The organism is Paraburkholderia sp. DHOC27, from assembly GCF_003429005.1.
Taxonomy (GTDB): domain Bacteria; phylum Pseudomonadota; class Gammaproteobacteria; order Burkholderiales; family Burkholderiaceae; genus Paraburkholderia.
Map to the genome: position 1 here is coordinate 673,877 of NZ_QVQV01000003.1, position 26,343 is coordinate 700,219.

The following is a 26,343-nucleotide window of genomic DNA, read 5'->3' on the forward strand; positions in this document are numbered from 1 at the left end:
CGCGCTGCTTCGATGAAGGAGCAAGCAATGGCTGGAATGAAGGAAATTCGCGGCAAGATCAAGAGCGTGCAAAACACGCGCAAGATCACAAAAGCGATGGAGATGGTGGCCGCATCGAAGATGCGCCGCGCTCAGGAGCGCATGCGCGCTGCTCGCCCGTATGCCGACAAGGTCCGCGACATCGCTGCGCACATGAGCCGTGCGAACCCCGAGTATCGTCACCCGTTCATGGTGTCGAACGAGGGCGCGAAGACGGCCGGCATCATCCTCGTCACGACCGATAAGGGTCTGTGCGGCGGGATGAACACCAACGTGCTGCGTGCGTCGCTGCAGAAGTTCAAGGAACTGGAAGGCAAGGGCCAGACGATCGAAGCAACGGCGATCGGCAGCAAGGGTCTGGGTTTCCTGAATCGTCTGCGTGCGAAGGTTGTGTCGAACGTCGTGGCGCTGGGCGACACGCCGCACCTCGAGAAGTTGATCGGCGCGGTGAAGGTGCAGCTCGACATGTACTCGGAAGGCAAGATCTCGGCGGTGTACCTGGCGTACACGCGCTTCGTCAATACGATGAAGCAGGAGCCGGTGATCGAGCAACTGCTGCCGCTGTCGGCAGAGCAGTTCGAGCGCACGGAAGAAGATGGCACGACGCCGAACACGTCGTGGGACTACATCTACGAACCGGACGCGCAGGCCGTGGTGGACGAGTTGCTCGTGCGTTATGTCGAGGCGCTGGTGTACCAGGCCGTGGCGGAAAACATGGCGTCGGAGCAGTCGGCCCGTATGGTCGCCATGAAGGCCGCTTCGGACAATGCGAAGACGGTCATCAACGATCTGCAGCTCGTGTACAACAAGAGCCGCCAGGCAGCGATCACGAAAGAACTGTCGGAAATCGTCGGTGGTGCAGCGGCCGTCTGACCGTCAAGGTCGGGCATACCGCTTCGTGTGCGCCTCGTTGGCGCACCTCACCGAAACTGCGCCTTTGCGCGAGTGAAGAATTGAGTATCTAAAGGAAAAGCGATGAGTACTACTGCTTTGGTAGAAGGCAAGATCGTACAGTGCATCGGCGCGGTGATCGACGTGGAATTCCCGCGTGAGCACATGCCGAAGATTTACGACGCGCTCATTCTCGACGGTTCGGAATTGACGCTCGAAGTCCAGCAACAGCTGGGTGACGGCGTGGTTCGTACCATCTGTCTGGGTGCTTCCGACGGGCTGCGCCGCGGCACGATCGTGAAGAACACGGGTGCGCCCATCAGCGTGCCGGTCGGCAAGCCGACCCTCGGCCGCATCATGGACGTGCTGGGCCGTCCGATCGACGAAGCCGGTCCGATCAACTCGGACGTCACGCGCGGTATTCACCAGAAGGCGCCGGCGTTCGACGAACTGTCGCCGTCCACGGAACTGCTCGAAACCGGCATCAAGGTTATCGACCTGATCTGCCCGTTCGCCAAGGGCGGTAAGGTGGGTCTGTTCGGTGGCGCCGGTGTGGGCAAGACCGTGAACATGATGGAACTGATCAACAACATCGCTAAGGAACACGGTGGTTATTCCGTGTTCGCCGGTGTTGGCGAGCGTACCCGCGAAGGGAACGACTTCTATCATGAAATGAAGGATTCCAACGTTCTCGACAAGGTCGCGCTGGTGTACGGCCAGATGAACGAGCCGCCGGGCAACCGTCTGCGCGTTGCGCTGACCGGCCTGACGATGGCTGAGCACTTCCGTGACGAAGGTCTGGACGTGCTGTTCTTCGTCGACAACATCTACCGTTTCACGCTGGCCGGTACGGAAGTGTCGGCACTGCTCGGCCGTATGCCGTCGGCAGTGGGCTATCAGCCGACGCTGGCTGAAGAAATGGGCAAGCTGCAAGAACGTATTACGTCGACCAAAACTGGCTCGATCACGTCGGTGCAGGCCGTGTACGTCCCTGCGGATGACTTGACCGACCCGTCGCCGGCTACGACCTTCGGCCACCTGGACGCAACCGTCGTGTTGTCGCGTGACATCGCTTCGCTGGGTATCTATCCGGCCGTGGACCCGCTCGATTCGACCTCGCGTCAGATCGACCCGAACGTGATCGGCGAAGAGCACTACTCGATCACGCGCGGCGTGCAGCAAACGCTGCAGCGCTACAAGGAACTGCGCGACATTATCGCGATTCTGGGTATGGACGAACTCGCGCCGGAAGACAAGCTCGCCGTGGCGCGCGCTCGTAAGATCCAGCGTTTCCTGTCGCAGCCGTTCCACGTTGCTGAAGTGTTCACGGGCTCGCCGGGCAAGTACGTGCCGCTGAAGGAAACGATCCGCGGCTTCAAGATGATCGTGGGCGGTGAATGCGATCATCTGCCGGAGCAGGCGTTCTACATGGTCGGCACGATCGACGAAGCCTTCGAAAAGGCCAAGAAGATCCAGTAACGGTCGGGTGTAACGAGGTGGGCGTCGGTTCGTCAGCGTTGACTGTCTTTTGGGTAGTCTTCCGCGAAGCCGCCGCCTCGCAATACGCTCAACCCGCCTTACATGGGACGAGAGTGGGTGCGAAAGCGCTTACCCTCGTCGACAGGAGTCGATATGGCAACCATTAAAGTAGACGTCGTCAGCGCGGAAGAGCAGATCTTCTCGGGTCAGGCGAAATTCGTAGCGCTGCCGGGCGAAGCGGGTGAACTGGGCATTCTGCCGGGTCACACGCCGCTCATCACGCGGATTCGTCCGGGTGCGGTGCGCATCGAAGCGGAGAACGGCGACGAAGAGTTCGTGTTTGTCGCCGGCGGCATTCTGGAAATTCAACCGGGTGCGGTGACGGTGCTGGCTGACACGGCCATCCGTGGCAGCGACCTCGACGAAGCCAAGGCCGAAGAAGCCCGTAAGCGCGCTGAAGAGGCGCTGCAAAACACGGGCTCGAACCTCGAGTACGCTACCGCTCAGGCGGAACTCGCGTACGCGACGGCTCAGCTCGCGGCAATCCAGCGCCTGCGCAAGCTGCGCGGTCAGCAGTAAGCTCCAGGCCACGAGCGCAGTCAGCAGCAAATGAAAAGCAGCCCTAGTGGCTGCTTTTTTTTCGCCTTCAATTTGACGTTTACGGAAAGGTGAGCAGAAATGCGTCGGATGCGCAGCGGTGCGTTGGGCGCGTCGGTTTGCGGGTAACACTTGATGCCGCGTCGCCCAGCGCCGATGCACAATCGGCCTCAAATTCGTTCGACTGAGCGGGCAAAACTCACGGAGACACACCATGTCGACCAAAACGTCAGGTGAAGACGCGCTCATCAAACCGAAAGACGGACTTTCCTACGTGCGTGGCTCGACGCAAACACCACTCAGCGACGCGACGGTTGCGCAATTTCTGCGTGAGACGATGGAGCGTTTTCCGGATCGGCCAGCCGTAGTGTTCCGCGAGCAGGGTATCCGCTGGACGTGGCGGGAATTTGCGCTCGAAGTCGACGTGTTTGCGGCGGGCCTGGCCGCACTCGGCATCGTCAAGGGGGATCGAGTCGGCATCTGGTCGCCGAACCGGGTCGAATGGCTGCTGACGCAGTTTGCCACCGCGCGGATCGGGGCGGTGCTGGTCAACATCAACCCGGCCTACCGGTTGACCGAGCTCGACTATGCGTTGAACAAGGTGGGCTGCAAGGCCCTCGTGACGGCGGACTGCTTCAAGTCATCGAAGTATCTGGCGATGCTGCAGGAGCTCGCCCCGCAGCTCGCGGATCACGCGCCCGGCGATCTGCATGCACCACGTTTGCCTAACCTGCGGATCGTGATTCGCATGGGCGACACCGAAACGTCCGGCATGCTGACGCTCTCAGAGGTCATCGAACTGGGCCGGACCACACTCGACCCGCTGGCGCTCGATGCAATCGGTGCGGACCTGCGCGCCGACGATCCCATCAACATCCAGTTCACCAGCGGCACGACCGGCAGCCCCAAGGGCGCCACGCTCACGCATCGCAACGTGGTCAACAACGCGCGCTTTATCGCGATGGCCATGCGTCTTTCGGAACAGGACGGGTTGTGCATTCCCGTTCCGCTTTATCACTGCTTCGGCATGGTGCTGGCCGTGCTGGCATGCGTTTCAGTGGGCGCCGCGATGGTGTTCCCCGGCGAAGGCTTCGATCCGGCCGCGACGCTCGCCGCCGTGTCGGAGGAGGGTTGCACGGCGTTGCATGGCGTCCCGACCATGTTTATCGCGGAGCTCGATCATCCCGCGTTCGCCTCGTTCGACTTCACCCGGCTTCGGACCGGCATCATGGCGGGTTCGCCGTGTCCGATCGAAACCATGAAGAAGGTGGTGTCGCGCATGCATCTGGCCGAAATCACGATCGCCTACGGGATGACGGAGACAAGTCCGGTGTCCTTCCAGAGTTCGACCTCGGATCCGCTGGACAAGCGCACCTGTACGGTCGGACGCGTCCAGCCGCATCTCGAAGTGAAGATCGTGGATGCGCTCGGGCAGATCGTGCCGATAGGCGAGACTGGCGAGTTGTGCACAAAGGGCTACTCGGTGATGCAGGGCTATTGGGGCGACGAAGCAAAAACGCGCGAAAGCATTGTCGACGGCTGGATGCACACCGGCGATCTCGCGACGCTCGATGCCGATGGCTACTGCAACATCGTCGGGCGGCTCAAGGACATGTTGATCCGCGGCGGCGAGAACATCTATCCGCGTGAGATCGAAGAGTTTCTGTTCCGTCACCCCAAGATTCAGAGCGTGCAGGTGTTTGGCGTGCCCGACCCGAAGTACGGCGAGGAGATTTGCGCGTGGATCGTGTTGCGGGCGGGCGAGCAGGCGAGTACCGAAGAGATTCAGGCCTTCTGCCACGGTCAGATCGCGCACTACAAGGTGCCGCGGTACATCCGTTTTGTCGACGAACTGCCCATGACCGTCACCGGCAAGGCGCAGAAGTTCGTGATGCGCGAACGGATGATTCGCGAGCTGAATCTGCAGCAGAACGGGACGGCTTGATCACCCGACCGGGGACCGGCGCAGGGAAGCAAGGCGTTTTGAACGGTGTTTGAATGCAACAACGGCGCAGCGCAAAAACGCGCGCCGCGCCGTTGAAGAACAGACGTAGTCAGAACACCTGGCGCGCCGGTTTGTAACAAGACCGACAGACAAAACCGACAACGCGCAAACGTTTGGCTAGGGAAAAAAAAAGCGGGCCTGGAGCCCGCTAAAAACCACACGCTACGGGGTTAGCGCGAGGAGACCATTGGAGGAACCGACTGGGTAGACGCCCTAAGCGTCAGCCACGGCCCCAGCAGGGATGCCCCTTTCCAGGGCTTCGGCTAACGCCGACCGGCAAGTGCATCATGTCCGCTCACACCACGCACCCAGCCACATCCGTGTTGAAACCGTTGAGGGCATTGTGGGCGAATAAGTCTGGAGGCGCGGTAACAAAGTGTTTCAGGTTGTAACGCCCACCAGACAAGGCTTTCGGGGATTTCTTGCCGTTGAAAGCTGTTTAAAACGTAATTGTTTCCGATGTGAAATTTCGTGTGAACACGGGTTCAATTGATGCTTGGCACGCACCACAGGAAGCGCTTCCACTTTTGTCGGCGCTATATGGGAACCTTACAGACTTGCTGGGATTTCGGCCAATCGCCCACTACGCCTGCGTAGGCGGGCGATGCTGACCTTTCTAATTGCCTTATCGGTTCGCAGATCGCGCAGTGGAATGATCGCCAGCGGTGCTATCGGAAACACACCGATAAGCGGCCCACATTGGCACCTCGGTCCGCCAACTCTGTAGGCACTTATTGGCGCGGCGGCGGTTACAGATTGCGGGGCACCAACCTGCCCGTTGTGTGGTCACGGCTCTGCCTTTGGCTTCAGCCACGTGCGCCGAGTACACGTGGCACCTACTTCAGAGTCACTTTAGCCACTTGTCTGAGATCGCCTGATACTCGCCTGTTGCACGAGCAAGGTGCAACCACTGATCCACGTATTGCTGAAACACCACGTCCCCACGCGGCAGTAGCCACGCTTTCTCACCGTACTGAAACGGCTTGTCTGGATGCACCGAGCATAAGCCTGGGTTCAGCTTCTGCTGCAGGAGAGTTTCCGATGCGTCCGTCACCATCACGTCGGCCTTGCCCGTCAGAATCTGCTTGAAGACCGTGACGTTGTCGGGAAACACCGTCAGATTCGCGTGCGGGAAATACTGTCGGGCAAAGCGTTCGTTCGTGCCGCCGGGATTGACGATCACCCGTACCGACGGCTGGTCGATCTGCGCGACTGTCTGATACTTCTCCGCGTCGTCACAGCGCACGATCGGTGTCTTGCCGTCGATCATGTAAGCCTGCGTGAAGAATGCGCGCCTTTGCCGCTCGAGCGTGGGTGACACGCCGCCAATGCCGATATCGCACTTCGCCACGAAGTCGTTCATCAGATTGGACCACGACGTCTTGATGTATTCCGTTTTCACCCCGAGCGACTTCGCCACCGATTCGGCCATATCAATGTCGATGCCTTCGAAATGCCCGTCGCCCTTATCGAAGGAATAAGGCTTGTAGTCGCCGGTCGTGCAGGCCCGCAGCGTGCCCCGCGCCACGATTTCGTCGAGCCGCGACGGCGCGCCAGTATGACCGTCAGGCGTGGAGGGTGCGCCTTGAGCGTGGGCGAGGCTGGCCACGCCGATCAATGCCCACAACCATGAGCTCACCAGTAGCCGCGCAGCCTTGATCATCGAATCTCCCGGGTAGTTGTTCGGCTTGGATATCGCGGCTGATCATAGCCTGCCGCTTCGACGGTGAATATCGGCCAGACGGCCAGGGCCAGGCGCGGCACATCCCGGAACAATGCCGCCGGTTATTAGCCCGATCGGCCAAGATGCACGTTTGACGCGAGCCGGGTCCGGTAAAATGCCCCTTTGCCCTGAGTCGTATGCAACGTGGCCCATAACCTTCTGAACGACACCTTTCTGCGCGCGCTGCTGCGCCAGCCGACCGACTACACGCCGATCTGGCTGATGCGTCAGGCGGGCCGCTACCTGCCGGAGTACAACGCTACGCGCAGCCGGGCTGGCAGCTTCCTTGGCCTCGCCAAGAATCCCGCGTACGCCACGGAAGTCACGCTCCAGCCGCTCGACCGCTATCCGCTCGATGCCGCCATTCTGTTCTCAGACATCCTCACCGTGCCGGACGCAATGGGGCTCGGCCTCGAATTCGTGGCGGGCGAAGGGCCGAAGTTCGCGCGCCCGGTGCGTACCGAGGCCGATGTTGCGCGCCTCGCCGTGCCCGATATCGACGCCACCTTGCGCTACGTCACCGACGCCGTTCGCGAAATCCGCACGGCCCTGAAAGACGCGCAAGGGCGTCAACGCGTGCCGTTGATTGGTTTTTCCGGCAGCCCGTGGACGCTCGCCTGCTACATGGTGGAAGGCGGCGGTTCGGACGACTTCCGCACCGTGAAGTCCATGCTGTACGCGCGTCCGGATCTGATGCATCGCATCCTCGAAGTGAATGCGCAGGCGGTTGCGGCGTACCTCAACGCGCAGATCGAAGCCGGCGCACAAGCCGTGATGATTTTCGACACGTGGGGCGGCGCGCTTGCAGATGGCATCTACCAGCGGTTCTCGCTGCATTACATCGCGCAGGTGGTCAGCCAGCTCAAGCGCGAGCACGAAGGCGAAAAGATCCCGGTGATCACTTTCACGAAGGGCGGTGGACTGTGGCTGGACGAGATTGCCTCGACCGGCGTGGACGCGGTGGGCCTCGACTGGACGGTGAATCTCGCCAGGGCGCGCGAGCGCGTGGGCGACCGGGTGGCGCTGCAAGGCAACATCGACCCCTCCGTGCTGTTCGCGCCGCCCTCGGCAATCCGCATGGAAGCGCGGGGCGTGCTCGACAGCTTCGGGAATCATCCCGGCCACGTTTTCAATCTCGGCCACGGCATTTCGCAGTTCACGCCGCCAGAAAACGTCGCTGAACTGGTGGACGAGGTGCATCGCCACAGCCGGGCCATTCGCGCCGCTGGAGCGGGCGAAAACATGCAAAAGGCATAACGCACTTGCTGCATTGCAGCGAACTGGGCTCTCAGGCTAAGGAAAAAAGTCGCGCAGCGACGCCGTCGGATGGCCCTTCCACCGTTGTCAAGACTTGACTTATACACATTGTTAACGCTGCGGCGCGGTAGAGGCTTTATTTGCGCCCAAGCCCTTGCAAGTTGCGTGCGCATCTGATCAAGTCCTTGTCTGGCAAGGGTTTCAGCGGTTTTTTTCGCAATGTGCGGTAGTCCACATAACGTAGTAGTGGCGCGCTTTTCGGGGCGATCGGGCGGAGTTCTCAACAAAGTTATCCACAGGATGTGCGGGTAAATAGCAATTGTTCAGTACAATCCAAAACTTAGCGCAGAAAGTGAAGTTTTACTTTAACTTCGCCGCGCTCATCACCTTCTTACCGAACGTTGAGGTCGCGCGTCCTCCGCTGATCGCGTCCACGACGCGTCCATCGCGCTGCTGACCCCTTTTCGACCGGACCCAGACACACACGTGAGCCCTGTTTTCGTCCGCGTTGCGCTCGATCATCCGTTGCCAACCCTGTTCGACTACCGTTGCGACGCCGCTGAACCGGCGCAGCCCGGCATGCTCGTCAGCGTGCCGTTCGGAAAGCGGCAGGTGGTGGGGCTCGTGCGCGAAGTAACCGCTCACAGTGAGGTTCCGGCAGACAAGCTGCGTGTGGCCGGAGCGCTGTGTGAAGCCTGCCCGCCGCTCTCCGAAGCGTGGCTGGAGTTGGCGGAGTTTGCCGCGGACTACTACCAGCGTGGCGTCGGCGAAGTGGCTCTGCCGGCGCTGCCGCAGGCGCTGCGCGATGCTTCGCGCTGGGACCGTTTGCTGGCGCCGGTGGAGCGCTTCCAGTTGTTGCCGGCCGGCCGCGCGGCGTTGCCCGATGCGCTGCCTGCGCGGGCCAGCGCGCTACGGCGGCTCGCGCAGGCGCTCGTCGACAACGAAACACTCCTCGCTGCCGACGCGCGTGCAATCCATCCAAAGGCAATCGCCACGCTTGCAGCATGGCAGGCAGAAGGATGGGTTTCGCTAGAAGTGACCGAGGCAGCCGAACTCGCCGCGCTGCCAGCGCTGCAGGGCGACCGCTTGCCCGCGCCGGTCTTGCCCACGCTCACCGGCGAACAAACCGCAGCCGTCGAAGCGATCCGCGACGCGCAGGGTTTCGCCCCGTTCCTGTTGCACGGCGTGACCGGCAGCGGCAAGACCGAGGTGTATCTGCGCGCGCTTGCCGCGATCCTCGAGGCGCGGCCGGATGCGCAGGCGCTCGTGCTGGTGCCCGAAATCAATCTGACGCCACAGTTCGAAGCCGCGTTTCGGGCGCGTTTCGCAGCGCTCGACGGCACCTCGATCGTGACGCTGCACAGCGGACTCGCCGAGGGCGAGCGCGCCCGCAACTGGTTCGCCGCCCACAGTGGACGCGCGCGGATCGTCCTCGGCACGCGTCTCGCGGTGCTCGCGTCGCTGCCGAAGCTCGCGATCATCGTGGTCGACGAGGAGCACGATCCCGCCTACAAGCAGCAAGAGGGGCTGCGCTATTCGGCGCGCGATCTCGCCATCTGGCGCGCGAAGCAATTGGGCCTGCCGGTGGTGCTGGGTTCTGCCACGCCGTCGCTGGAAAGCTGGTGGCAGGCCGATCAGGGGCGCTATACACGGCTGACCCTGTCGCGCCGCGCCGTGGCGGAAGCCGTGCTGCCAACCGTCAAACTGATCGACCTCGAGGAAGAACGACGACGCGGACGCGCATCCGTGGAAGGGCTGTCGGGCCCGCTGATCGCGGCGTTGAAAACGCGCCTCGAACGCGGTGAGCAAAGCCTGGTGTTTCTCAACCGCCGTGGCTACGCGCCGCAACTCGCCTGCGATGCCTGTGGCTGGGTGGCCGGTTGTCCGCGTTGCAGCGCCTACGTGGTACTGCATAAGCCGGAACGGAGCCTGCGCTGTCATCACTGCGGCTGGGAAGCACGCATTCCGCGCGCGTGCCCGGACTGCGGCAACGTGGATATCGCGCCGCTCGGCCGTGGCACCCAACGGGTCGAGGAAACGCTTGCGAGCGCGGTGCCGGGCGCGCGCGTGCTGCGCATCGACGCGGACAGCACGCGGCGCAAAGGCAGCGCGCAGGCGCTGTTCTCCGACGTGCACGCGGGCGACGTGGACATCCTCGTGGGCACGCAGATGATCGCGAAGGGCCACGACTTCCAGCGGGTTTCGCTGGTGGGCGTGCTGAACGCAGACACCGCCTTGTTCTCGCACGACTTCCGCGCCAGTGAACGCCTTTTCGCCCAGCTCATGCAGGTGAGCGGCCGTGCGGGCCGCGCCGGATTGCCCGGCGAAGTGCTGGTGCAGACGCGCTATCCACGTCACGCGCTGTATCACGCGCTGGCGCGTCACGACTACGTGGGGTTTGCCAATTCCACGCTGGCCGAACGCCGCGACGCGCATTTGCCGCCGTTCGTGTATCAAGCCTTGCTGCGAGCGGAAGGACGCACGCTGGAGGCGGCCATCGCCTTCCTGCAGCAGGCTGCCGCGGAGCTTTCGCAGATTCCGGCCGCCGAGCGCGTGACGGTCTATGACGCCGTGCCGCTCACCATCGTCAAGGTGATGCACGTGCATCGCGCGCAGTTGCTGATCGAAAGCGCGTCGCGCGCCGCGCTGCAAGCCACGCTGCGCGCGTGGCAACCGGTGCTGCGAACCCTGAAGGGTGTGCTGCGTTGGAACCTTGAAGTCGATCCGTTGGATATCTAGCGGCGTTCCGGCCTGCCTGGTGCGTCCGCGCATCGTCCGGCGTGCAAATCCCTTTCAGTCATATTCATAGTCCGAAAGGTCGTTTCGTTTCCCAGCCGCGCTCGACTATATTTCGCCGAATCGGCGCAGTTTTTAACAACAATCCCAACTCCTTCCGCGCCGACGCACCTCAACTCTCGGGGCTTTGCGATGAGCGATACCAATCACAGCCTGCCGGCGGGCACTGCACCGGCCAAATCCGATTCGAGCCGCGATACGTCCGTCAAGCGCGGCGGCGGCCTGTTTGCCACGGAAGACTGGTGGGCCGTATGGATCGGTCTGCTGGTCATTGTCGTCGCGTGGGCGCTGTTCGCGTCGGGCAGCAGCATCAAGTGGCTGGCGGTGGCGCCGGTCAAATGGTCGGACCCGGGCGCAGCGGCACAGGATCTCGTCAAACACATCCCCAACTACGCCGCGCTGTTCGTCGTGTTCGCGGTGCTGTTCGGCGTGAGCCTCGCGGCGTTGAAGCATCGGCTTGCGCATTTCCTGCCGTCGTTTTTGATCCTGTTCATCGCTTCGGTGCTGATCTTCACGCTCGGCGCCTGGGTCAACGCCTCGAAGTACAACCTCGAACCGCCGCTGGTCGCGCTGGCGCTCGGTCTCGTGATCTCCAACGTGTTTCGCTTGCCGGAGTGGTTCTCGGCCGGCTTGCGCGTCGAGTTTTATATCAAGGTGGGCATCGTGCTGCTCGGCGCGACCTTGCCGCTGACCCTGCTGGTGTGGGCCGGTCCCGTGGCGGTCGGACAGGCCAGCATCGTTTCGCTGGTGACGTTCTTCGTGATCTTTTTCGTCGCCAAGGCGTTCGGTCTCGACCGGCGTTTTGCCGCCGTGCTGGGCGTGGGTGGAGCGGTGTGCGGCGTCTCGGCGGCTATCGCCATTGCTGGCGCCGTGCGCGCCAAACGCGAACAGGCGTCGGTGGCCATCACGCTGGTGATCCTGTGGGCCATCGTGATGATCTTCGTCTTGCCGTTCGCCTCGCGCTCGCTGGGTCTTTCAACGGCGGTGGGCGGCGCGTGGATTGGCACGTCCGAGTTCGCGGACGCGGCGGGCATTGCCGCCGCGCAGGCCTACGGCGATTTCGCCAAACACGCGGGCGGCGCCATTGCGGGTGCGCCGGAAGCGTCGGTGCAGGCGTTCACGCTGATGAAGGTGGTGGGCCGCGACATCTGGATCGGCATTTGGGCGTTCGTGCTGGCGATTGTCGCCTCCACCCGCTGGGAAAGCCAGGACAGCGGCGTCAAGGCCAGGGCCGATGCAGGCGAAATCTGGGCGCGTTTTCCGAAGTTCGTGATCGGCTTTGTGATCGCGTCGGCACTCGTGACGTGGATTGCGAGCCACTACTCACTGGCGGATTACCGCAAGGTGGTGATGCCCGAGTTCGTTGCGCCGATTACCGCGCTGCGCACGTGGGCGTTCATCTTCTGCTTTCTCAGTATCGGATTGACGACGCGGTTGCGCCTGCTGACGGCGACCGGTCTGAAGCCATTCCTCGCGTTCACGGCCGGTGTGGTCGTCAATGTCGCCATCGGCTACGCGCTGTCCGCGCACGTGTTCGCATCGTATTGGAATAGCTTGGGGCAGGGCTCGTGACCGACGCCGCGCTCCGCCCGGACGGGACCACGCGCGCGGCGCGTGCGTGCCGGCCCAGTTGCGCCGGCTGCCGGTTCCGCGCCGACGATCGACAAACACTTGAGCAGCGCATTCCAGGCCTCACCGTATTCAGTTCTGGGTATGGAGCCAGCGTGGCGGCGACCCGCCTGTGCCTGCTGCACGATCAGCTCGTCTCACCGGACGACACGTGCGACCGGTTTGCGCCGCGCGCCTGACAGGCGTGAGCGTGCGCAGCCTGGATCAGGCCGTGCAAATCCTTGCTTGCCGGAGTTTTGCCGTCGCTTGCCGAGCCGCCCGCTGCCGTGTGCCGGGCCATCGGCTCACGCATCGATGCAACTGACGCCCACGTTCAATCGCGGATCGCGCTGCTCACATGGTCGCCGGAGGACAACCCTTCCGCCGAATCCCGCGCAACGGAGCACGTCGCGCCACGGATGAACAGCACCGCGCACGTCGCGCACATCGACCAGATTCCCGCTACCACCAACCACTTTTCCATAGCAACCGCCTCGTTATAGCCCCGTATCGTGCGCTGGTGCGCATCATGTGTTTGTATTAACGGCGCAATTCCGGATTCGATAAGGGTTGCGGCAAAAGAAATTTATAAGGGAAAGTACTGAGCCGCGGTTGCACCGGCGCGGCGCGTGGTGATCCGCCGCAAAGCCCGCTGCGACAAGGGTTTAACGTTGGTGCAACCAGACTTTCTGGAAGGTTGCACCTTTTTATTGGGAAGCGTACGATTCGGCCAACTTTTTAGTCTTTTGGCCGGCGCGGGTTGGCTGGCATATAGAAGGAAACATGGCTAGCACCACCCTTGGCGTCAAGGTCGACGACCTCCTGCGTTCCCGGCTGAAAGATGCCGCCACCCGTCTCGAACGCACTCCTCACTGGCTCATCAAGCAGGCCATCTTCGCGTACCTCGAACGGATCGAGCATGGCCAGTTGCCTGCTGAGCTGTCCGGCGCCCAGGGTTCGGCCGATCTCGCGGACGGCGCGGCCGTGGATAACGAAGAAGACGGCGCGTCGCACCCGTTCCTCGATTTCGCCCAGAACGTGCAACCGCAATCCGTGCTGCGCGCGGCGATCACGGCGGCCTATCGTCGTCCCGAGCCAGAATGCGTGCCGTTCCTGCTGGGTCAGGCGCGCTTGCCGGCCAACCTCGCAAACGACGTTCAGGCCATGGCGGGCAAGCTGGTTGAAACGCTGCGCGGCAAGAGCAAGGGCGGCGGCGTCGAAGGTCTGATTCACGAGTTTTCGCTGTCGAGCCAGGAAGGCGTCGCGCTGATGTGCCTCGCCGAAGCGCTGCTGCGCATCCCCGATCGCGCCACGCGCGACGCGTTGATTCGCGACAAGATCAGCAAGGGCGACTGGAAATCGCACGTCGGCCAGGCGCCGTCGCTGTTCGTCAATGCTGCAACGTGGGGCTTGATGATCACCGGCAAGCTGGTCACGACCAATAGCGAAACGGGCCTGTCGTCGGCGCTCACGCGTTTGATCGGCAAGGGCGGCGAACCGCTGATCCGCAAGGGCGTGGACATGGCGATGCGCCTGATGGGCGAGCAGTTCGTCACCGGCGAGAACATCTCCGAGGCGCTCGCCAACAGCCGCAAGTTCGAAGCGCGCGGTTTCCGCTACTCGTACGACATGCTCGGCGAAGCCGCCACCACCGAGGCCGACGCGCAACGCTACTACGCCTCGTACGAACAGGCGATTCACGCCATCGGCAAGGCGGCCGGCGGACGCGGCATCTACGAAGGCCCGGGCATCTCGATCAAGCTGTCGGCGCTGCACGCGCGTTACTCGCGCTCGCAGCAGGAACGCACGATGAGCGAACTGCTGCCGCGCGTGCGGTCGCTCGCCATCCTCGCGCGCCGTTACGACATTGGCCTGAACATCGATGCCGAGGAAGCGGACCGCCTGGAAATCTCGCTGGATCTGCTCGAAGCGCTGTGCTTCGATCCGGAGCTGGCAGGCTGGAATGGCATCGGCTTCGTGGTGCAGGCGTATCAGAAGCGCTGCCCGTTCGTGATCGACTACATCGTCGATCTGGCGCGCCGCAGCCGTCACCGCATCATGGTGCGTCTCGTGAAGGGCGCGTACTGGGACACCGAAATCAAGCGCGCCCAGGTGGACGGTCTCGAAGGCTATCCGGTCTACACGCGCAAGATCTATACGGACGTGTCGTACCTGGCCTGCGCGAAGAAGCTGCTCGGCGCGCCGGACGCGGTGTACCCGCAGTTCGCCACGCACAACGCGCACACGCTCTCGGCGATCTATCACCTCGCGGGTCAGAACTACTACCCTGGTCAGTACGAATTCCAGTGCCTGCACGGCATGGGTGAGCCGCTGTATGAAGAAGTCACCGGCCGCGACAAACTGAACCGGCCGTGCCGCGTGTACGCGCCGGTCGGCACGCATGAGACGCTGCTCGCGTACCTCGTGCGGCGTCTGCTGGAGAACGGCGCAAATACGTCGTTCGTGAACCGCATCGCGGATGAGAATGTCGCAATCAAGGACCTGGTAGCCGATCCGGTCGAGGAAGCGTCGAAGGTCGTGCCGCTTGGCGCGCCGCATGCCAAGATTCCGCTGCCGCGCAATCTGTATGGCGCGGAGCGCGTCAATTCGATGGGGCTGGATCTGTCGAACGAGCATCGGCTCGCGTCGCTTTCTTCAGCGTTGCTGGCGAGTGCGCATCATGCGTGGCGTGCCGCTCCCATGCTGGAGGGCGACGAGATTGCCGCTGGTGCACCGCGTGATGTGCGTAATCCGGCCGATCATCGTGACCTCGTCGGCACCGTGGTCGAAGCCACCGCAGAGCACGTGAGCGCCGCGCTCTCGCATGCCGTAGCAGCCGCACCGATCTGGCAGGCGACGCCGGTCGAAGCGCGCGCCGATTGCCTCGCCCGCGCCGCCGATCTGCTCGAAGCGCAGATGCACACGCTGATGGGTCTGGTGGTGCGCGAAGCGGGCAAGTCGCTGCCGAACGCGGTCGCGGAAATCCGCGAAGCGATCGACTTCCTGCGCTACTACTCCGCGCAGATTCGCAGCGAATTCTCCAACGACACGCACCGTCCGCTGGGCCCCGTGGTGTGTATCAGCCCGTGGAATTTCCCGCTGGCCATTTTCATGGGTCAGGTCGCGGCGGCGTTGGCTGCGGGCAACACCGTGCTGGCCAAGCCGGCGGAACAGACGCCGCTGATCGCCGCGCAAGCGGTGCGCATCCTGCGCGAAGCCGGAGTGCCGGCGGGCGCGGTGCAACTGCTGCCGGGTGATGGTGAAACGGTGGGCGCAGCGCTCGTCGCCGATGCGCGCACGCGGGCGGTGATGTTCACCGGTTCCACGGAAGTAGCGCGCCTCATCAACAAGACGCTCTCCGGGCGTCTGGACCCGGACGGCAAGCCGATTCCGCTGATCGCCGAGACGGGTGGCCAGAACGCGATGATCGTCGATTCGTCGGCGCTGGCCGAACAGGTCGTCGCCGATGTGCTGAACTCCGCGTACGACTCCGCCGGTCAACGATGTTCCGCGCTGCGCGTTCTTTGTTTGCAGGACGACGTGGCGGACCGCACGCTCGAAATGCTGACCGGTGCGATGCGCGAACTTGCGGTGGGCAATCCGGATCGCCTTTCGGTGGACGTGGGTCCGGTGATCGACGTGGACGCGAAGCGCGGCATCGACGCGCACATTGCCGCCATGCGTGAAAAGGGCCGCAAGGTCGAGCAATTGCCGATGCCGGAAGGTGGCGCGCAGGGCACCTTCGTGCCGCCGACGCTGATCGAACTCGACAGCATCGACGAGCTGAAGCGTGAAGTGTTCGGGCCGGTGCTGCACGTGGTCCGTTATCGTCGCAGCGCGCTGGACAAGCTGCTCGAACAGATCCGCGCTACGGGCTACGGGCTCACGCTCGGCATCCACACACGCATCGACGAGACCATCGCGCACGTGATCGGCCGCGCGCACGTTGGCAACATCTACGTGAACCGTAACGTGGTGGGTGCCGTGGTGGGCGTGCAGCCGTTCGGTGGCGAAGGCTTGTCGGGCACGGGACCGAAAGCGGGCGGCGCGCTGTATCTGCAACGCCTGCTGGCCACGCGTCCGGCGGGATTGCCGAAATCGCTGGCGTCGTCGCTGGTCGCCGACGCCCCGCAAACGGCTGAAAACAGCGACAATCCGTCCTCGGCGCTCACCACGCTGCGCGACTGGCTGATCGCGGAACGGCAACCGGCGCTGGCCGCGCGCTGCGATGGTTACCTGTCGCAAGGGCTCGCCGGTGCCACGGCGGTACTGCCGGGACCGACCGGCGAGCGCAACACCTACACGCTCGGCGCACGCGGCACGGTGCTGTGTGTGGCATCGACGGCAAGCGGCGCGCGCGTGCAGTTTGCGGCGGTGCTGGCCACCGGCAATCGCGCGCTCTTCGAGGGCGCTGCCGGCGAGCAGTTGATCTCGACGCTGCCCGCCGCGCTCAAGCCGTTTGCCAGCGTGAAGAAGAGCGCCGATACCCCGTTCGACGCCGTGCTGTTCGAAGGCGATAGTGACGAACTGCTGGCGCTGGTGAAGGAAGTCGCGAAACGTCCGGGACCGATCGTATCGGTGCAGGGCGTGGCGGCGGGCGCGTTGGACAGCGGCGACGAAGACTACGCGCTCGAACGTCTGCTCACAGAGCGTTCGGTGAGCGTGAATACCGCTGCGGCAGGCGGCAATGCGAATTTGATGACGATCGGTTGAGCCAACCTTTAACGGTCGATTCAATACAACGGAAGCGGTACGGCGACCCCGAAATCGCTCCATTCACACCTGGTTTCAAGGAGAAGCTATGCAACACAAGATGAAACAGCTGGCTGGCGCGGCACTGGTCGCCGCTATGTCGGTGGCGGGGACAGCACATGCGCAGCAGGCCGAAGACGTCAAGGTGGGTTTCGCTGGTCCGATGACGGGCGAACAGGCTCACTACGGCAAGGACTTCCAGAACGGCATCACGCTGGCTGTGGAAGAAATGAACGCCACGAAGCCGGTAATCGGCGGCAAGCCGGTGCACTTCGTGCTGGATTCGGCGGACGACCAGGCTGACCCGCGCACCGGTACGACGGTTGCGCAGAAGCTGGTGGACGACGGCATCAAGGGCATGCTCGGCCACTTCAACTCGGGCACCACGATCCCGGCTTCGCGCATCTACGCGAACGCAGGTATCCCCGAAATCGCGATGGCGACGGCGCCGGAATACACGCAACAAGGCTTCAAGACGACGTTCCGGATGATGACCTCCGACACGCAGCAAGGCTCGGTTGCCGGCACGTTCGCGGTGAAGAACCTCGGCATGAAGAAGATCGCCATCGTGGATGACCGCACGGCCTACGGCCAGGGTCTGGCCGATCAGTTCGAGAAGGCAGCCAAGGCTTCGGGCGCGACGATCGTCGATCGTGAATTCACGAATGACAAGGCCGTGGACTTCAAGTCGATTCTGACCAAGCTGAAGTCGGTCAATCCGGATCTGATCTATTACGGTGGCGCGGATTCGCAAGCTGCACCGATGGTCAAGCAGATGAAGACGCTGGGCGTGAAGGCTCCGTTGATGGGTGGCGAAATGGTCCACACGCCGACGTTCCTGAAGCTGGCTGGCGATGCGGCTAATGGTACGGTGGCGTCACTGGCTGGTCTGCCGCTGGAGCAAATGCCGGGCGGCGCGGATTACGTGGCCAAGTACAAGAAGCGCTTCAACGAAGACGTGGAAACGTATTCGCCGTATGCCTACGATGGCGCGATGGCGATGTTCGACGCGATGAAGAAGGCGAATTCGACGGATCCGGCGAAGTATCTGCCGATGCTGGCGAAGACGGATATGCCGGCTGTGACGACGACTCACCTTGAATATGATGGCAAAGGTGATCTGAAGAATGGTGGCATCACGCTGTATAAGGTCGTTGATGGGAAGTGGACGACTTTGCAGAGTGTTGGAGGGAAGTAATTCTTTTTTGCCTCCCGGCGGGTAGCTCTCTTTCGCCGGTGGCTGATTTTTTCATTGCCTCGTGGGCCGGTTTTTTTGCGGCTCGCGGGGCTTTGTTGTTTTTGGCCTTTCCTTGTTTTGTTTTTGGTTTGCTTGTGTTGCCCCTGTGCGGGGCGGCACTTACTTTCTTTGCCGCCGCAAAGAAAGTAAGCAAAGAAAGCGGGCTCACACCGCTAGCTTGTAGGTGTCTCTCCCTGTCTGCTTTGCTTAGTGGTCCGAGACGAGTTGTGCCCTCGCATTTTCTGCGCTCGTGACACAGCCGTCATTCATCCAGCGTTGCGCTTCGCGCTCCGCCGATGGGCATAACCTTTTCTTTGCGCACGCCTTCATGCAGGGCGCCTGCGCGCCCTGCATTCCGTGCGTTACGCCGTCTCCCCGCGCAGCTTCCTTCCCTGTTCCCGGATCTGCTCCAGCGTCGCGCCTGGCGTGCTGGCCTCCTGCGGCAAGCGAATCTCTATCAGCGCGGGTCGCTTTGCTGCGATCGCGCGTTGCAACGCCGGCAGAAAATCTTCCGTCCGTTCTACGAGCTCGCCATGCGCGCCGAACGATTTTGCGAATGCTGCGAAGTCCGGATTTGTCACTGCCGTGCCGTGCACACGATTCGGATAGTGCCGCTCCTGGTGCATGCGGATCGTGCCGAACTGGCTGTTGTTCACCACGATGAACAACACGGCCAGGTCGTAATGCACGGCGGTCGCCAACTCCTGCGCCGACATCATGAAACAGCCGTCACCCGCCAGGGCCACCACCGTGCGCTCCGGATACATCGACTTCGCTGCGATCGCCGCCGGTACGCCATATCCCATCGCGCCACTCGTCGGTGCCAGCTGCGAACGGAAATGCTTGTACGAGAAGTGGCGGTGCAGCCACGTCGCGTAATTGCCTGCGCCATTCGTCACGATGGCATCCGTCGGCAAGTGCGCGCGCAGTTGCCGGATCACTTCGCCCATCTGCACATCACCTGGTATCGGTCGTGGCGTGCGCCATTCCAGATACGCGCGGTGAGCGTCTTCTGCAGTGCCAGCCCATGCCGGTTGCGTGGTCGGCTTCAGCTCGGCGAGCATCGCAGTCAGTTCGGGCATGCCGGATACGATCGGCAAATCCGCTGCGTACACGCGGCCTAGTTCCTCGGCGCCCTGATGCACATGCACCAGCGTTTGCTTTGTCTTCGGAATGTCGAGCAACGTGTAGCCGCCCGTCGTCGATTCACCCAGGCGTGGCCCGAGCACGAGCAGCAAATCGGCATCGCGGATGCGCGCCGCCAGCGCCGGATTGATGCCGAGGCCTACGTCGCCAGCGTAATTCGGATGGTCGTTGTCCAGCGTGTCCTGAAAGCGGAACGCGAGACCAATCGGCAATTGCCATGCTTCGACAAAGCGCTGTAGATCCGCACACGCCTCCGGCGTCCAGCCACTGCCACCGGCGATCACCATCGGACGCTTCGCGGTTCCGAGCAGTTGCCGCAATTGGTCGATCTGCGCCGCCGACGGCGATGCCGCCACGCGGTGATACGCAGGCGCGCCCGGCACCACTGGACACACATCGCTCAGCACGTCTTCCGGCAGCGACAACACTACCGGGCCCGGTCGTCCCGAGGTTGCGGTGTGAAACGCGTGGCTCATGTACTCGGGAATGCGGCGCGGGTCGTCGATCTGCGCGACCCACTTCGCCATCTGTCCAAACATGCGGCGATAGTCGATTTCCTGGAACGCCTCGCGGTCCAGATGTTCGCGCGCACATTGGCCGATCAGCAGGATCATCGGCGTCGAATCCTGGAAGGCGGTGTGCACGCCGATCGAGGCATGCGTTGCGCCCGGTCCGCGCGTCACGATGGCGATGCCCGGACGGCCGGTCAGTTTGCCCACGGCTTCCGCCATGTTCGCGGCGGCGGCTTCATGGCGGCAGACGACGGTCTGGATGCGCTCCGTCTCGTCGTGCAATGAATCGAGCACGGCGAGGAAGCTCTCGCCGGGCACGGAAAAAACGCGCTCGACGCCGTGCGTCAGCAGCGCGTCGACCAGTAGACGCGCACCGGTCGTGGTGGCAGGTGCAGGGGTGGGAGTCGATGCCATTACAGTGATGTCTCCAAACAGGTCGGTCGTGCGAATGAGCTGGAACGTGTGCCCATTCTGCCGCCGGTTTCACGGGTTGGAATGCGGTGCCGCTCTACCGCGCGGCACCGCGGGAAGGGAGCGCGTCGCGTGCCACACGCACTCTCCACATATACAAAACTCGCTACGAAAATCTGCGGCCCATAGCGTGCTCCAACCGGCGGCGCTCGCAGCAAATGCCCAAAACGTCGAACCGCCTCAACATTCGACGATGTTCACCGCTAGTCCGCCACGCGATGTCTCTTTGTATTTGGTCTTCATATCCGCGCCGGTTTCGCGCATGGTCTTGATCACCGAATCCAGCGAAACGTAGTGGCTGCCGTCGCCGCGCAGCGCCATGCGCGCTGCGTTGACGGCCTTCACCGAGGCCATTGCATTGCGTTCGATGCACGGAATCTGCACCATGCCGCCCACCGGATCGCAGGTGAGCCCAAGGTTGTGTTCCATGCCGATCTCGGCGGCGTTCTCGACCTGCTCCGGCGTGCCGCCCATCACGGCAGCAAGCGCGCCGGCGGCCATCGAACAGGCCACACCTACTTCACCCTGGCAACCCACTTCCGCGCCGGAAATCGAGGCGTTCAGCTTGTACAGAATGCCGATCGCCGCGGCGGTCATCAGGAAGTCGATCACGCCCTGTTGATTCGAACCCGGCATGAAGCGCGTGTAGTAATGCAGCACCGCGGGGATGATGCCGGCCGCGCCATTGGTGGGCGCAGTAACGACGCGCCCGCCGGCCGCATTCTCTTCGTTGACGGCGATCGCATAGAGATTGATCCAGTCGACCATCGACAGTGGATCGCGCAGCGCCAGTTCAGGATTGCCCGACAGCGAACGATACAGTTGCGGCGCGCGCCGCTTCACCTGGAACGGTCCCGGCAACGTGCCGTCCGCATCCGGATTATTGATGCCGCAACCGCGCGCCACGCATGACTGCATCACCGCCCAGATTTTCAGCAGACCGTCGCGCGTTTCGGTTTCGGTATGCCAGACGCGCTCGTTTTCCCACATGAGTTGCGCAATGCTTTTGCCGGTGGCCTTGCACATGGCCAGCAGCTCGTTGCCGCTGCGAAACGGATGCGGCAGTTGATCCACCGCGCTCAGCACTTTCGTGTTCGGCGCGCCGGCCGTCACCACGAAGCCGCCGCCCACGGATAGATACGTGGCCTCGCGCAGCACCGCGCCTTGCGCGTCGAACGCACGCAACGTCAGGCCATTTGGATGCTCGGCGAGTGCCTGGCGGTAAAACGAAATGTGTTCCTTCTGCACGAACGGCACAGCGTGTGTGCCGAGCAGCGGCAGTGAGCGTGAGCTGCGCACCGCTTCCAGACGTTGCGCGATCGTATCGGGGTCGACCGTGTCCGGCGCGTCGCCCATCAGGCCGAGCATCACGCCGCGATCAGTGCCGTGGCCTTTGCCGGTCGCACCGAGCGAGCCATACAGATCCACCTTGACCGAAGCCGTGGCCGGCAGCAGCGCATCGCGTTCGAGCCCCTGCGCAAACATCAGCGCCGCGCGCATCGGACCCACCGTATGCGAGCTGGATGGACCAATGCCAATTTTGAAAAGATCGAACACGCTGACTGCCATTACTGCTCCTGCAAGTTTGAAATCGGATTACCGCGCCGGCAACGGCAGGCACACGGCCAGCCACGCGGGCGGGGTGGGCGCGAGACGCAGCGCGATCGGCGCATAACGGCCATCGAGCCGCGCGGCGAGGTGAAACAGTTCCGTTGCGTTCTTCGGATCCCACTGGCCGGTATAGCCAGGCAGACCCGCTTCACGACGTTTGACATCGAACGGCACGTCGGAGTGCACGAATTCTTCGTGCGTTTTTGTACCGAGTGCGTAAGGCGTTAGCCAGTTGAGCGCCGCCGCCAGCGTCGCGCCATTGGTGGCCTTTTCCGGCAGCCAGTTGCGGTTATGACGGCGCGCCGCGAGCGCTGCGGTAACGAGCGGCTGCAGATCGTAAGTGACGTAACGCAGCGCGTCGCGTTCCTTGAAGTCCACCGTGGATCCATCCGGCGCAATGTTGTCGCCGATATGCTCGGTGAACAGGCGCTGCGCCGTGAGGATCATCTTGCGGTTATCGAGCGTGAACGCGGCCATTGCGATCAGCTTGATGCGGTGACTCTGCCAGTTGTTGCGAAAGTTGCCCGTCAGTGGGCGCGGCTGCGCATCGACCTGCGCGATATAACCGTTGCCCAGTCTGGTCAGAAACGCCATGGCCGCGTTGCGCGTTTTTACCGGCAACGCGCTGGCGGTCATGTCATAGGCGAGGATCAAGCCTTCCAGTTGAGTCTCGTCGATCGGATTGAAACTCGGTTGATACGTGGTCACCCATGCGTACAGCAAGCGGTCCACCAGCTTAAGGTAACGGTCGTCGCTGGTGGCGCGCCAGGCCAGCGCGGCGTCGCGCATCAGGTCGAGATCTTTCTCGGCTTCGACGCTTTGATCGTAGATGCCTTCGTGCGGCAATGTGCCTTCGGTATGCAGCTTCGCCACCGCATGCGCGGGGTCGTCCAGATGGGCTTCCACGTTGCTGACCAATGCTTTCACGCCGGGATCGGCGTTGGTGCGTTCGCTGGTTTGCAGCGCGGGCGCCGCGCAGAAATTCATCGCTGCGCGTGCCTGACGCGCCGGCAGCATGGCCGCACCGCATACCAGCAGCACGGCGAGCGGGGTGCCCGCTGCCTGCCACGACAACATGGGCCTCGAGTGGCTCCGGCTTTGCATCGTTAGCACCTTATGCGCCATGCGAAACTCCTTCGTTAGGCTGATTCGGTGTGTGATGTTAGCCGTTCCCGGGCGCGAACGACAGGACCGCGCGCGCCCATCGGATGCAGCGCGGTTTTCCTAAGGCTGTGGCGGCGTTACGCGTAATCCGCGATCGGCACGCACGAGCAGAACAGATTGCGGTCGCCATACACGTTGTCCGCACGGCCAACCGGCGGCCAGTACTTCTTCGCGATCAACGACGGCAGGGGATACGCCGCGGTTTCGCGCGGGTAAGCGTGCTTCCAGTCATCCGCGATCACCACGGCTGCAGTGTGCGGCGCGTGCTTGAGCGGATTGTCTTCGCGGTCCGAGCGGCCTTCTTCGACGGCGCGGATTTCCTCGCGGATCGCAATCATCGCCTCGATGAAGCGATCGAGTTCTTCCTTCGATTCCGATTCGGTCGGCTCGACCATCAGCGTGCCCGGCACCGGGAAGCTCATGGTCGGCGCGTGGAAGCCGTAGTCGGCGAGACGCTTGGCGACGTCGTCCACGGTGATGCCGCTCGTGTCCTTGATGGGACGCAGATCGAGAATGCATTCGTGCGCCACCAGTCCGCCCGGGCCCGAGTACAGCACCGGATAGTGCGGCGCGAGCTTGTTGGCGACGTAGTTGGCGTTGAGGATGGCCGTTTCGGTCGCTGCGGTGAGGTTCTTCGCGCCCATCATGGCGATGTACATCCACGAGATGGGCAGGATCGACGCCGAGCCGTAAGGCGCGCCCGAGACCGCGCCGATACCTTGCGGCGAGCGCTCGTAACCCGACGACGTCTGATTGGGCAGGAACTGCGCGAGGTGCGCGCCCACCGCCACCGGACCGACACCTGGGCCGCCGCCGCCGTGCGGAATACAGAAGGTCTTGTGCAGATTCAGGTGCGACACGTCACCGCCGAACTGGCCCGGCGCGGTGAGGCCGACCATGGCGTTCATGTTGGCGCCGTCCACGTAGACCTGACCGCCGTGCGCGTGCACGATTTCGCAGATCTCACGCACGTTCGCCTCGAACACGCCGTGCGTCGACGGATACGTGATCATGATCGCCGCGAGCTTGTCCGCATGTTGCGCGGCCTTCTTCTTCAGGTCTTCGATGTCGACGTTGCCTTGCGTATCGCACGCAACCACGACCACCTGCATGCCGGCCATCTGCGCCGACGCGGGGTTGGTGCCGTGAGCCGAAGCCGGGATCAGACACACGTTGCGATGACCTTCGCCGCGCGACGCGTGGTACGCGTGGATGATCAAGAGACCGGCGTATTCGCCTTGCGAGCCCGCGTTCGGTTGCAGCGAGACCGCCGCGTAACCGGTAGCGGCCACCAGCATCTGTTCGAGCTGGTCGATCATCTCGCGATAGCCGACGGTTTGCTCAGCGGGCGCGAACGGGTGAATCTGGCCGAACTCGGGCCACGTGACCGGCAGCATTTCGGAAGTCGCATTCAGCTTCATCGTGCACGAGCCGAGCGGGATCATCGAGCGGTCGAGCGCGAGGTCCTTGTCGGAGAGGCTGCGCAGGTAGCGCAGCATTTCCGTTTCCGAATGGTGACGATTGAACACGTGATGCGTGAGGTACGCGCTGGTGCGTTCGAGCCCTGCGGGCAGCGTGCTGTGCGCCGAGACTTCGGCGTCGAGCGCGTCGATCTGCGGCACGTCGTTCACAAACGCGGCTTGTGCGAAGACGGCGAGCAGATCGGCCAGATCGCGACGCGAGGTGGTTTCGTCTATCGAAATACCGACGCGCGTGTCGCTCACGCGGCGCAGGTTGATGCGCTGCGCCGTGGCCGCGTCATGCAGTGCTTGCGTGCGTGCGCCGGTTTCGAAGGTGAGCGTATCGAAGAAGGTGTCGTTGACGAGCGTGTAGCCCAGTTGCTTCGCACCTGCCGCGAGCAGCGCGGCGATGCGGTTCACGCGCAGCGCGATGGTCTTCAGGCCCTGCGGGCCGTGATACACGGCGTACATGCTGGCCATGATCGCGAGCAGCGCTTGCGCGGTACACACGTTCGACGTGGCCTTCTCGCGGCGGATGTGCTGTTCGCGCGTTTGCAGCGCGAGACGCAGCGCGGGCTGTCCTTGAGCGTCGATGGTGACGCCGACCAGACGCCCCGGCATCTGACGCTTGAACTCGTCGCGCACGGCAAGGTATGCCGCGTGCGGACCGCCGAACCCTACCGGCACGCCAAAGCGCTGGGTGTTGCCAACGGCCACGTCCGCGCCCCATTCGCCCGGCGGCGTGAGCACGGTGAGCGCGAGCAGATCAGCCGCGGCGACCACATGGCCGCCCGCTGCGTGGATCGCGTCAGCGAGCGCACGGTAGTCGCGCACGTCGCCATTCGCGCCGGGGTATTGCAGCAGCACGCCGAACGCGTTGGCGCTGGCGGCGTCCGCAGCGGGACCCACTTTTACTTCGATGCCCACCGGTGTGGCGCGTGTCTTCACCACTTCGATGGTCTGCGGCAGCACGTCGTCGGCGACGTAGAACACGTTCGACTTCGGCTTGCCCACGCGTTGCAGCAGCGTCATCGCTTCGGCGGCGGCCGTCGCTTCGTCGAGCAATGAAGCATTAGAGATGGCGAGACCCGTCAGGTCGATCACCATCTGCTGGAAATTCAGCAGCGCTTCCAGACGGCCCTGCGAGATTTCCGGCTGATACGGCGTGTATGCCGTGTACCAGGCCGGATTTTCCAGCACGTTACGCAGGATCACCGTCGGCGTATGCGCGTTGTAATAGCCCTGTCCGATGTACGAACGGAACACCTGGTTCTTGTCCGCCAGTTCGCGCAGCGCGGCGAGTGCTTCGGCTTCGCTCTTCGGTTGCGCGAAGGGGCCGAGCGGCAGCGCTTCGCTGCGGCGGATCGTCTTCGGAATCACGGCATCGATCAGCGCGGCGCGCGACGCGAAGCCGAGGGCTTCGAGCATCGCTTGCTGGTCGGCCGAATCCGGGCCGATGTGCCGTTCGGCGAAGGCGTCATGCACTTCGAGCGCGGCGAGCGAGAGAGGAGTGCGGTTCATCAGACGATCCGGGTGTTCGAGCTTCATGGGTAATCCTGGTGGTGCGGCCAGCCGGGTTTGCCATCCGGTCTACC

15 protein-coding genes are annotated in these 26,343 nt (G+C 63.1%); 9 read left to right on the forward strand and 6 right to left on the reverse strand.

Annotation, left to right across the window (positions count from 1 at the left end):
* Positions 1 to 27: 27 nt before the first annotated feature.
* The 4 genes from atpG (at position 28) to D0B32_RS15080 (ending at position 4,951) form a co-directional block, all read left to right on the forward strand.
* Entirely contained in the window at positions 28 to 912 is an 885-nt protein-coding gene (gene atpG / locus D0B32_RS15065) for a F0F1 ATP synthase subunit gamma (RefSeq protein ID WP_117334739.1), read from the forward strand.
* Between the two features lie 102 nt (positions 913 to 1,014).
* Positions 1,015 to 2,409 carry a F0F1 ATP synthase subunit beta gene (gene atpD, locus D0B32_RS15070; RefSeq protein WP_117334740.1) on the forward strand — a complete coding sequence of 465 codons (1,395 nt, stop codon included), beginning with the start codon at positions 1,015 to 1,017 and terminating at the stop codon, positions 2,407 to 2,409.
* Between the two features lie 153 nt (positions 2,410 to 2,562).
* On the forward strand, positions 2,563 to 2,988 hold the full coding sequence (locus D0B32_RS15075) for a F0F1 ATP synthase subunit epsilon (protein ID WP_117334741.1): 426 nt from the start codon (positions 2,563 to 2,565) through the stop codon (positions 2,986 to 2,988).
* A 232-nt stretch (positions 2,989 to 3,220) separates the two neighbouring features.
* On the forward strand, positions 3,221 to 4,951 hold the full coding sequence (locus tag D0B32_RS15080) for an AMP-binding protein (RefSeq protein ID WP_117334742.1): 1,731 nt from the start codon (positions 3,221 to 3,223) through the stop codon (positions 4,949 to 4,951).
* A 907-nt stretch (positions 4,952 to 5,858) separates the two neighbouring features.
* On the opposite strand, the gene D0B32_RS15085 is transcribed toward D0B32_RS15080, so the two are convergent.
* A complete protein-coding gene (locus tag D0B32_RS15085) occupies positions 5,859 to 6,674 on the reverse strand; it encodes a transporter substrate-binding domain-containing protein (protein WP_117334743.1) in 816 nt (271 codons plus the stop codon).
* 204 nt (positions 6,675 to 6,878) lie between these two features.
* Here D0B32_RS15085 and hemE point away from each other — a divergent pair, with 204 nt between their 5' ends.
* The 3 genes from hemE (at position 6,879) to D0B32_RS15100 (ending at position 12,359) form a co-directional block, all read left to right on the forward strand.
* On the forward strand, positions 6,879 to 7,991 hold the full coding sequence (hemE, locus tag D0B32_RS15090; RefSeq protein ID WP_117334744.1) for a uroporphyrinogen decarboxylase: 1,113 nt from the start codon (positions 6,879 to 6,881) through the stop codon (positions 7,989 to 7,991).
* A gap of 486 nt (positions 7,992 to 8,477) precedes the next feature.
* Positions 8,478 to 10,730, forward strand: coding sequence for a primosomal protein N' (locus D0B32_RS15095; RefSeq protein WP_117334745.1), 2,253 nt, complete (start codon positions 8,478 to 8,480; stop codon positions 10,728 to 10,730).
* A 189-nt stretch (positions 10,731 to 10,919) separates the two neighbouring features.
* The gene (locus D0B32_RS15100) at positions 10,920 to 12,359 is read left to right on the forward strand and encodes a YeiH family protein (protein WP_117334746.1); all 1,440 of its coding nucleotides are present in this window, start codon (positions 10,920 to 10,922) and stop codon (positions 12,357 to 12,359) included.
* Between the two features lie 370 nt (positions 12,360 to 12,729).
* On the opposite strand, the gene D0B32_RS32560 is transcribed toward D0B32_RS15100, so the two are convergent.
* A complete protein-coding gene (locus tag D0B32_RS32560; RefSeq protein WP_181969810.1) occupies positions 12,730 to 12,879 on the reverse strand; it encodes a hypothetical protein in 150 nt (49 codons plus the stop codon).
* 299 nt (positions 12,880 to 13,178) lie between these two features.
* Between D0B32_RS32560 and putA the strand changes: the two genes are divergently transcribed.
* Positions 13,179 to 17,108 (forward strand): trifunctional transcriptional regulator/proline dehydrogenase/L-glutamate gamma-semialdehyde dehydrogenase, encoded by a 3,930-nt coding sequence (putA, locus tag D0B32_RS15110; RefSeq protein WP_117334748.1) that lies wholly within the window; start codon positions 13,179 to 13,181, stop codon positions 17,106 to 17,108.
* An 88-nt stretch (positions 17,109 to 17,196) separates the two neighbouring features.
* A complete protein-coding gene (locus tag D0B32_RS15115; RefSeq protein ID WP_117334749.1) occupies positions 17,197 to 18,345 on the forward strand; it encodes a branched-chain amino acid ABC transporter substrate-binding protein in 1,149 nt (382 codons plus the stop codon).
* 401 nt (positions 18,346 to 18,746) lie between these two features.
* Here D0B32_RS15115 and D0B32_RS15125 read toward each other — a convergent pair whose 3' ends face one another.
* The 4 genes from D0B32_RS15125 to gcvP all read right to left on the reverse strand — a co-directional run bounded on the left by D0B32_RS15125 (position 18,747) and on the right by gcvP (position 26,296).
* Positions 18,747 to 20,456 (reverse strand): thiamine pyrophosphate-binding protein, encoded by a 1,710-nt coding sequence (locus D0B32_RS15125; protein WP_117334751.1) that lies wholly within the window; start codon positions 20,454 to 20,456, stop codon positions 18,747 to 18,749.
* Positions 20,457 to 20,693: 237 nt separating this feature from the next.
* Positions 20,694 to 22,082 carry an L-serine ammonia-lyase gene (locus D0B32_RS15130; protein ID WP_117334752.1) on the reverse strand — a complete coding sequence of 463 codons (1,389 nt, stop codon included), beginning with the start codon at positions 22,080 to 22,082 and terminating at the stop codon, positions 20,694 to 20,696.
* A gap of 27 nt (positions 22,083 to 22,109) precedes the next feature.
* Positions 22,110 to 23,249, reverse strand: coding sequence for an alginate lyase family protein (locus D0B32_RS15135; protein WP_117334753.1), 1,140 nt, complete (start codon positions 23,247 to 23,249; stop codon positions 22,110 to 22,112).
* Positions 23,250 to 23,365: 116 nt separating this feature from the next.
* Complete coding sequence (gene gcvP / locus D0B32_RS15140) at positions 23,366 to 26,296, reverse strand: aminomethyl-transferring glycine dehydrogenase (RefSeq protein ID WP_117334754.1); 2,931 nt, start codon at positions 26,294 to 26,296, stop codon at positions 23,366 to 23,368.
* Positions 26,297 to 26,343 lie beyond the last annotated feature (47 nt).

What these genes read in the sequence shown, in the direction of transcription:
- atpG (WP_117334739.1), top strand. Translation starts at nt 28, where the DNA reads ATGGCTGGAATGAAGGAAATTCGCGGCAAGATCAAGAGCGTGCAAAAC.
- atpD (WP_117334740.1), top strand. Translation starts at nt 1,015, where the DNA reads ATGAGTACTACTGCTTTGGTAGAAGGCAAGATCGTACAGTGCATCGGC.
- D0B32_RS15075 (WP_117334741.1), top strand. Translation starts at nt 2,563, where the DNA reads ATGGCAACCATTAAAGTAGACGTCGTCAGCGCGGAAGAGCAGATCTTC.
- D0B32_RS15080 (WP_117334742.1), top strand. Translation starts at nt 3,221, where the DNA reads ATGTCGACCAAAACGTCAGGTGAAGACGCGCTCATCAAACCGAAAGAC.
- D0B32_RS15085 (WP_117334743.1), bottom strand. Translation starts at nt 6,674, where the DNA reads ATGATCAAGGCTGCGCGGCTACTGGTGAGCTCATGGTTGTGGGCATTG.
- D0B32_RS15100 (WP_117334746.1), top strand. Translation starts at nt 10,920, where the DNA reads ATGAGCGATACCAATCACAGCCTGCCGGCGGGCACTGCACCGGCCAAA.
- D0B32_RS32560 (WP_181969810.1), bottom strand. Translation starts at nt 12,879, where the DNA reads ATGGAAAAGTGGTTGGTGGTAGCGGGAATCTGGTCGATGTGCGCGACG.
- putA (WP_117334748.1), top strand. Translation starts at nt 13,179, where the DNA reads ATGGCTAGCACCACCCTTGGCGTCAAGGTCGACGACCTCCTGCGTTCC.
- D0B32_RS15115 (WP_117334749.1), top strand. Translation starts at nt 17,197, where the DNA reads ATGCAACACAAGATGAAACAGCTGGCTGGCGCGGCACTGGTCGCCGCT.
- D0B32_RS15125 (WP_117334751.1), bottom strand. Translation starts at nt 20,456, where the DNA reads ATGGCATCGACTCCCACCCCTGCACCTGCCACCACGACCGGTGCGCGT.
- D0B32_RS15130 (WP_117334752.1), bottom strand. Translation starts at nt 22,082, where the DNA reads ATGGCAGTCAGCGTGTTCGATCTTTTCAAAATTGGCATTGGTCCATCC.
- D0B32_RS15135 (WP_117334753.1), bottom strand. Translation starts at nt 23,249, where the DNA reads ATGGCGCATAAGGTGCTAACGATGCAAAGCCGGAGCCACTCGAGGCCC.
- gcvP (WP_117334754.1), bottom strand. Translation starts at nt 26,296, where the DNA reads ATGAAGCTCGAACACCCGGATCGTCTGATGAACCGCACTCCTCTCTCG.